Origin of the sequence: Nostoc sp. FACHB-190, assembly GCF_014696905.1 — a bacterium.
In the GTDB taxonomy this organism is placed as follows: domain Bacteria; phylum Cyanobacteriota; class Cyanobacteriia; order Cyanobacteriales; family Nostocaceae; genus Nostoc_B.
This window is the reverse complement of sequence record NZ_JACJQW010000094.1, coordinates 1-6764: the sequence shown is the minus strand read 5'-3', so window position 1 is coordinate 6764 and position 6764 is coordinate 1. Positions and strand designations below refer to the sequence as shown.

At 39.9% G+C, this 6764-nt stretch carries 7 protein-coding genes and 2 pseudogenes; 2 read left to right on the top strand and 7 right to left on the bottom strand.

Annotation, left to right across the window (positions count from 1 at the left end):
• The 4 genes from H6G28_RS36020 to H6G28_RS36005 form a co-directional block, all read right to left on the bottom strand.
• A partial coding sequence (locus H6G28_RS36020; protein WP_397330360.1) for a ParM/StbA family protein occupies positions 1-506 on the bottom strand: 506 nt, incomplete at its 3' end.
• Positions 507-1112: 606 nt separating this feature from the next.
• Positions 1113-1628 (bottom strand): hypothetical protein, encoded by a 516-nt coding sequence (locus H6G28_RS36015; protein ID WP_190595333.1) that lies wholly within the window; start codon positions 1626-1628, stop codon positions 1113-1115.
• Positions 1629-1879: 251 nt separating this feature from the next.
• On the bottom strand, positions 1880-3004 hold the full coding sequence (locus H6G28_RS36010) for a ParB/RepB/Spo0J family partition protein (RefSeq protein WP_190595332.1): 1125 nt from the start codon (positions 3002-3004) through the stop codon (positions 1880-1882).
• A 9-nt stretch (positions 3005-3013) separates the two neighbouring features.
• Positions 3014-3802: a ParA family protein gene (locus tag H6G28_RS36005; protein WP_190595331.1), complete on the bottom strand. Its 789-nt coding sequence runs from the start codon at positions 3800-3802 to the stop codon at positions 3014-3016.
• Between the two features lie 136 nt (positions 3803-3938).
• Between H6G28_RS36005 and H6G28_RS36000 the strand changes: the two genes are divergently transcribed.
• A complete protein-coding gene (locus H6G28_RS36000; protein WP_190678110.1) occupies positions 3939-5063 on the top strand; it encodes an RNA-guided endonuclease InsQ/TnpB family protein in 1125 nt (374 codons plus the stop codon).
• 324 nt (positions 5064-5387) lie between these two features.
• Here the strand turns inward: H6G28_RS36000 and H6G28_RS37230 are convergent.
• Positions 5388-5543, bottom strand: a pseudogene (locus tag H6G28_RS37230) (RNA-guided endonuclease TnpB family protein); the annotation flags it as partial.
• On the opposite strand from H6G28_RS37230, the gene H6G28_RS35995 reads away from it, so the two are divergent.
• Positions 5481-5786 carry a hypothetical protein gene (locus H6G28_RS35995; protein ID WP_190595239.1) on the top strand — a complete coding sequence of 102 codons (306 nt, stop codon included), beginning with the start codon at positions 5481-5483 and terminating at the stop codon, positions 5784-5786. The pseudogene H6G28_RS37230 and the gene H6G28_RS35995 sit on opposite strands and share 63 nt — an antisense overlap.
• Before the next feature lie 136 nt (positions 5787-5922).
• Here H6G28_RS35995 and H6G28_RS35990 read toward each other — a convergent pair whose 3' ends face one another.
• The gene (locus tag H6G28_RS35990) at positions 5923-6183 is read right to left on the bottom strand and encodes a hypothetical protein (protein ID WP_190595238.1); all 261 of its coding nucleotides are present in this window, start codon (positions 6181-6183) and stop codon (positions 5923-5925) included.
• A 214-nt stretch (positions 6184-6397) separates the two neighbouring features.
• Positions 6398-6499: pseudogene (locus tag H6G28_RS35985) on the bottom strand (RNA-guided endonuclease InsQ/TnpB family protein); the annotation flags it as partial.
• Positions 6500-6764 lie beyond the last annotated feature (265 nt).

Genomic DNA, 6764 nt, shown 5'->3' with positions numbered 1-6764 from the left:
CCATTACCAAAGTCGATAACTGTTAATTTCTTCGGTAATGCTTGGCCAAACAATGCCCCCATTCCTTCGGGAACAACTTTTAGCACTTCTACCTTGACTTCTGAGGGTTTGCCAGCCAGGACAGCGTGGTATTCTCCATTGAGTACTTGGGTTAAGTCTTTTGCTAGAGCGACATCATGCAAGCTGACGACTAACTTTAAATGCCATGCTTTGCGGTGTGGCAAATGTGCTAATGCTCCCAATAGCGTTCTCAGGGCATTCTTTACCTTATTCTCATTGCTATCTGTGTTGCGTTCAAAATGATCTCCGGCACGAAACGCGGATTCGCCAACTGTGTATGCTGTCCCATCAAATTCCACTCTACCTGGAACATCTTCCATATCTGCTGTGGAAATATAGCTAGGAACTCTCACCACCTCAAAGCCATCGACTAAAAGTTTCAGGCTACCGTAGCCATTGTCAAAGCCGGCTGGAAAAATTTTTTGCAGTGCGTGGACATTCGTCATGTTGCTTTGCTCCAATTCAAAAAAGTCATTGATGTTAATTGCGGCATAAAATCAGGGCTTTTTGAGGATACCCTAAATGGGGGTCAAATGTAACCTATATAACCCCCATTTGACCCCCATCTGTGAATTTTAATTGTTGGGGGTTATATGACCCCCATTTGACCCCTATTTGTAGTTTTGGATTTTTTATTAACGGTACTGATTTTTAGTAATTTTAAAAAATTGATTTTGGGAATAAATAATTTTAGATTTTGAATTGAAGCACGATCTTTCCTAAAAGTGGCTTAAAAATTTTCTATTGAAATGGGTGAATTTCTTATCTACCCAAGATAAATCGCTTTTTGACCAAACCCCTTGGGGCGGGGTGTGGGGGAGAGATAAGAACATCGAACCACCGCACGGATACAAGCCCCGTTTTTTAGGACGATTGCATTGGGCGGAGTTCCAATAATGCTTTCACTACACCCTACCCCCTGCTCTTGACAGGTGATACGGCGTACAAATTATTGCATGATGGCAAACTTTAGGAATAGACAAGAAGGCTTCCCTTATGCTTCACAGAATATTCTTTGCCAATATAAGCAGCAGTTAAGGCTTATCAGATTATTACTTGCCCACTGGTTCAGCCTTTTCTACCGAGTCATCATTTAATCCAAAAGTTAATTCCAAAGGAGTGCGGGACGGGTACGCCTTCACTACCTGCCGATAAACATCATAATTAGTAGGTAGCGTTTTCTGTTGCTCACCTGCTCCATAAGTAATTTGATATTTTACCGTTTTCTGTAGTTCTGGTTTGCCTGCTTCTTCTTGAGGTTTTTTGCGTTGTTCTACTTCATCAATGCTTGGGCGTAGTGGCACAATTGGCCACCATAGTCCTTGATCGTCCGGGCCGATAACTGCTCCTGCTGGTTTCAATCCATTCCGATTGAGTACTGATGCAGTGCCAAAGCTTTCAATTCGCGGTTGGGGTGCATTAGTTAAGTTATTGGCATACTTTACTTGCCAGATATAACTGGTAAGTGCTGTCGCTTCGTACTGCTCAACACTCGTGGTGCTACAACTTGTCAGGGTCAGGGCTGTTAGTACAGTTAGCTGTGCAGTTAAACAGGTTAACTTTGGCATTATTAATGGGTGGCTATGTCTGCCAATTTATTCTTAAGTTCGATAGTACTATCATCCCTTCCACAGTGAAGGGATTGCTGCTATCTACTTTTAATGATATCGCTGAGTCTGTTTTTGACTGCTGATCTATTACTTGGATTTAGCAACTAATTTCGCTTAACGAGAGACTTTGAGCGATCAATCACTCCTTCTAAAAGTTATTGGCACGTTTCTTCATCCACAAATTGAGCAATCACTCTATCTCTACACTGTTAAGCTTGATGCTGGCTTAGGTTCTCTATTTCAGCTAATTTTTTTTGCAAAATTATTTTTAGTTCTTGAAGCTGCTCAGTACTTGCCTGAATTAATGATGTTTCTGATAAATTACTGATTTTTTGAATTATAGATTTGACTTCTTTGGATTCTGATTTTGTTGTTGTTAAGTATTTAGCTTTAACTTGCTTAATAAGTTCGCGTGTTTCTGGTACTGTAAGATTTTCTGCTAAAACTTTTTCTGTGATTTTAGTTCGTTCTTTTTGAGCCTTTTCTTCAGATATGTCTAAAGCTTTTGCAGATAAAGTTGCCAGTGCCAAAGCGTGCGCCCCTTTCAATCCGTTATAGCGAATTGCCTTTTTTAAATCATCAGGTAGGAACAGCATCGGTAAAAGATTAGATTTTACTGAAGCAGGGTTCAATCCTAACTCTAACAATCCTAAAAACAAACTTTGTTCTTCACCTATTACATTTAAAGTTTCTAATCCTAACTTTTGTTGCTCTAAGTCCAAAGCAACTAATTTTGTCAACTCTTTACTCTTCCCATCACGTTCTATACGTTTAAGCACAGTTGCTAGTACTGTAGAAATTTCTTCTAAATCCAATTCTGTTGCTTTATTTAGTTCTTGAACAATAGCTTCAGCTTTGTCTAAGGGGTTTAAGTCTTCAAATCCGAGAAAAGTAATGAGAGATGATTGTGTTAAATCTTTGGGCATTGGAACAATAACAGCCCGGATAGACTTCCATCCTAATAGCTTTGCCCCTTCAGTACGCAGTTGCCCATCAAGCAGTATGTAACGCCCATTTTTTTGGGCTACAAGAATGATAGGAGTAATCTGCCCGTGTTTTTTTAATAGTCGTGCTTTTGCTTGAATTGATTCTACAGTAATTGTTTGTCTTGGTTGATTGGGATTAGGATCAATTAATTCCAGATCAATTTCCACTTCTCCAGAATGATTCCGCAGTTTTTCTCGCAATAACTGTAACTCGTTCTCAAGTTCAGGAGCTTGCTTGATTCTTAGCTGTTCTACTTCTGCTTGCAATTGAGCAATTTTTTTTTCTTGCTCGGTTTTTTGAACTGCCCCTTTGAATTTTTCCCCTATTTGTGGTAGTGCTTTCGGCATAGAAGTTCCTCACTTACTTTTGATTAATTCAACCACATCATCTGCAATTTGCTTAAAATCTTTACAAGCTGGATGTTTATTTCGATATTTATGCAGAGGTAATCCATGTGCGCTGGCATTTTTAAACTCATTAGAACTACGAATTTTTGGATACAATTTAACATTTAATTGTTCTGCAATTGCTGGCAGTTGTGAGTAGTACTGCCTGTGCATTGCTATCGCCTCATCATACATACTTGGCACGAAACCCATGATAGAAGGCTTAGGATCTAACTGTAGTTCTTCAGATGTATTGATACACCATTCAACTAACTCTGCGGCACCTGAAATCGCCTTCATTTCAAGCTGTATCGGCACTAAAAGATGAGTGGCGGCTGCTAAAGCATTTACATTCAGCATTCCCAAAGTAGCTGGACAATCTATAATTACCAAGTCATGATGTAACGGATACTTGTGCAGCCTATCCGCTAAAGTATATTCTCCTCGTTTACGAATTACTAGATCATTGCCTGTATCGGCTAGTAATGGATGTCCTTGACAAACTTCTATTCTTGCCTCATCCCATGCTGATTCTAAAACCCAGTCGCCTTTAAAATCTTTTGCTAAAACTTTGACCATTGTGTTTTCTGCTTCGGCTGCTTCTAAACCACAAAAAACATCAAGCGATCTCTGTGGATCTAAATCTAGCAATGCTACCTTGTGTTTACGCTTACTAACTTCATAAGCTAGATGTACAGATAAAGTACTTTTACCGACACCACCAGCATTCGCCAAAACCGCAATAACTACTTGTGCCATCAAAAACCTCGCCATACATAACTATGGGATTGATTTACCAAAAACATGGGTCTAAAGCCTTGCCCTTCAAGGGCGACTTTGCTTAATTTAGGAATAATCTAAGTTTTTATCTCCATATTTTTGGCAAAATAATAATATGAAAACAATGAAGTTTAAGCTATATCAACACAAAAAAAATAGACATCTCAAGCGCATGATTAATGCTGCTGGGGTCATCTACAATCATTGTATTGCTCTACATAAACGCTACTACAGAAGGTGGGGCAAGCATTTGAGTTGTGCCAAACTTCAGTCTCATATTGCCAAATTAAGAAAACGTAATCCTTTCTGGCAATCAGTAGGCTCTCAAGCAGTACAAGATATCTGTCAACGCATCGAGAAAGCTTACCAATTGTTTTTTAAACATAACAAAAAAGGAGTTAGACCACCAGGATTTAAGAAAGTTAAAAAATACAAATCATTCACCCTTAAACAAGCAGGCTATAAATTTTTAGGTAGCAACAGGGTGAAAATAGGTCAGCGAGTATATCAATTTTGGAAATCGAGAGACATAGAAGGAACAGTCAAAACTTTAACCATTAAACGCACAGTATTAGGTGAATTATTTATGGTTGTGGTGGTTGATGAAGGCAACAAATCAGAAATTGAAGTCAAGACGGGTAAAATCGCTGGTTTCGATTTCGGATTGCGGACATTCCTTACTTGCTCAGATGGTACAACAATTGAGTCACCCCAATTTTTTAAGCAGTCACTCAACGCCATCAAAATAGCCAGCAGGCAGCATTCCCAAAAGTTGAAAGGCTCATCTAATCGTGAACGAGCTAGAAAGAATTTAGTACGTCGATACGAAGATGTTTCTCATCGTCGGCTTGATTGGTTTTGGAAGTTGGCACATCATTTGACTGATAAATTTGATGTGTTATGTTTTGAAACACTAAACCTCAAAGGAATGCAGCGTCTTTGGGGGAGAAAAATCTCTGATTTGGCGTTTGGAGAGTTTCTACAAATACTAGAATGGGTTGCCAAAAAGAAGAAAAAGAGGGTTGTTTTCATCGACCAATGGTATCCCAGCACTAAGACTTGCTCTTGCTGTGGATATGTTTTAGAAAGTATTGAATTATCAGTTAGAGAATGGCGTTGTTCGGGTTGTCAGTCAGTTAATGGCAGGGATGAAAACGCCGCAGTTAATATTCTTATGGTTGGGGCATCAACCATCGGGTTAGGCGATATAAGCCGGTTTGAAACTGCAATTGCTGTTTGAGCCTAGAATCCCCACGCCTTTAGGCTGGGGAGTATGTCAAAATAATTGCCTTAACGTTCACGTCTTTAGGCAAATATCATACATTCATTCTTTGTTTGATTGATTTTAAGTTTTAGCAAATATCAATCTCTACATCAAATAAAATGTCGAATTTTAAAATCCGACATGTTTATAAGAAATTAAGCTTTATAAGCCTTGAGAAAAACGATCACACTTTGCCAGTCAAATGTCTGGTTCAGCAAATACTGGGTGAAAGTTACTTTGAGCCTTTCTAATTCTTCTAATTTGACACTCCTCAGCGTGAACGCACGGGGATTCTTGGATCTAAGACATAACTTGCTCATACAGGCTTTCACCAACAAGAGTAGAGGTTACATCTCCCCAAGCGTTGCTTGCGTCTAGCGCAAAGGTTCCGGTATGCCCTACCGTACCCAATCCTCGACTAAGGATGATCCTGGCTGCGTTTTCATCCCTATCCATTGGATGACACCAGAGGAAAAAGCCAAACTTGATCAAGTCAACCCTGTATTACCCAATGGACGCAGAAAGCACAAAATTCATCAGTTGCTTGAGGAGACAACGAAACAGAGATTGTCGCCACATATCACATCAATTTTGATTCTGATGAAGTCGGCTAATTCTGTAGCAGAACTGCGGCGTTTAGTGCAAAGACAGTACGGTGTAGATCAGCCCAACTTGTTCGATGGCTGGAAAATTGAGTAGGCGATCACTACGGGTTAACAAAACACCTGTTTGATAGTACGATTGTTCTATATATAATTCAATTGGCAAGTAAAATATACTGAATGCTTCTGGTGATCTCATCCAGAAGCATTTTATTTGCTGCGGCAGCGATCGCTCAAGAAGACTTCTGAAAATCAACATCACTCCGATAAATCTTAGCCCTGGGCTTACCCTTCTTAGCAGGTGCAGCTACAGCAGACTTTTTAGGAGGCCCTGGAGGACGACAGGTTTCGCAGTATAAAGGGCGTGGGCCATACGTCTCACGAGAAGTTGATTGATCGCATTGCTTACAGACGAAGTTGAATGTGCGCGTGTGTATCTGACGTTTGTGCGCTCTGACTGTGTACTCTTTGACTTGAATTTCTTTGCTTGCCATTAGTTGGTGTTAACTCTAAAAAGTGAATAATCTAGAAGCCAAAATTAGCAGGAGATTTAGAAAATATGGCAGTTATATTCTTGAAACGACAAGTTTATACTTAGTTCTCAACAGTTATTAGTTATTAGTGAACAGTTCTAAATCACTACTTAACAGTGACGTTCCTACTACTCTTTGACATACTCCCCCGAATTCAATTCGGGGGATTCTAGGCTCAAACAGCAATCGCAGTTTCATACCGACTTACATCACCTAACCCAACAGTCGATGCCCCGACTGCACAAATATTGCGACTGGCGTTTTCATCCCTCCTATTAAAGTCTTTAGCTTGAACTGACAGAAGCCTCTCACCTACCCGTTCACGAAGTGTTCCCGAAGGGTAGGGAGATGATGAGATGAATGGCAGGCTAATTGATGACAATCTTCCGACCGATGCCGATAGGCAAGGGAGGAAGATATGGAGGAAACCATTGGTGACAAGTTAAAGCTGTAAGTCTTTTGTCAAGAGGCTTTGAGAGAATTGTTGAAAAAAAACTGGTCAGACCCTCGTTGAAGATCAGGAAAAGGAGCGACAATTAACT

What these genes read in the sequence shown, in the direction of transcription:
- H6G28_RS36015 (WP_190595333.1), bottom strand. Translation starts at nt 1,628, where the DNA reads ATGCCAAAGTTAACCTGTTTAACTGCACAGCTAACTGTACTAACAGCC.
- H6G28_RS36010 (WP_190595332.1), bottom strand. Translation starts at nt 3,004, where the DNA reads ATGCCGAAAGCACTACCACAAATAGGGGAAAAATTCAAAGGGGCAGTT.
- H6G28_RS36005 (WP_190595331.1), bottom strand. Translation starts at nt 3,802, where the DNA reads ATGGCACAAGTAGTTATTGCGGTTTTGGCGAATGCTGGTGGTGTCGGT.
- H6G28_RS36000 (WP_190678110.1), top strand. Translation starts at nt 3,939, where the DNA reads ATGAAAACAATGAAGTTTAAGCTATATCAACACAAAAAAAATAGACAT.
- H6G28_RS35995 (WP_190595239.1), top strand. Translation starts at nt 5,481, where the DNA reads ATGCCCTACCGTACCCAATCCTCGACTAAGGATGATCCTGGCTGCGTT.
- H6G28_RS35990 (WP_190595238.1), bottom strand. Translation starts at nt 6,183, where the DNA reads ATGGCAAGCAAAGAAATTCAAGTCAAAGAGTACACAGTCAGAGCGCAC.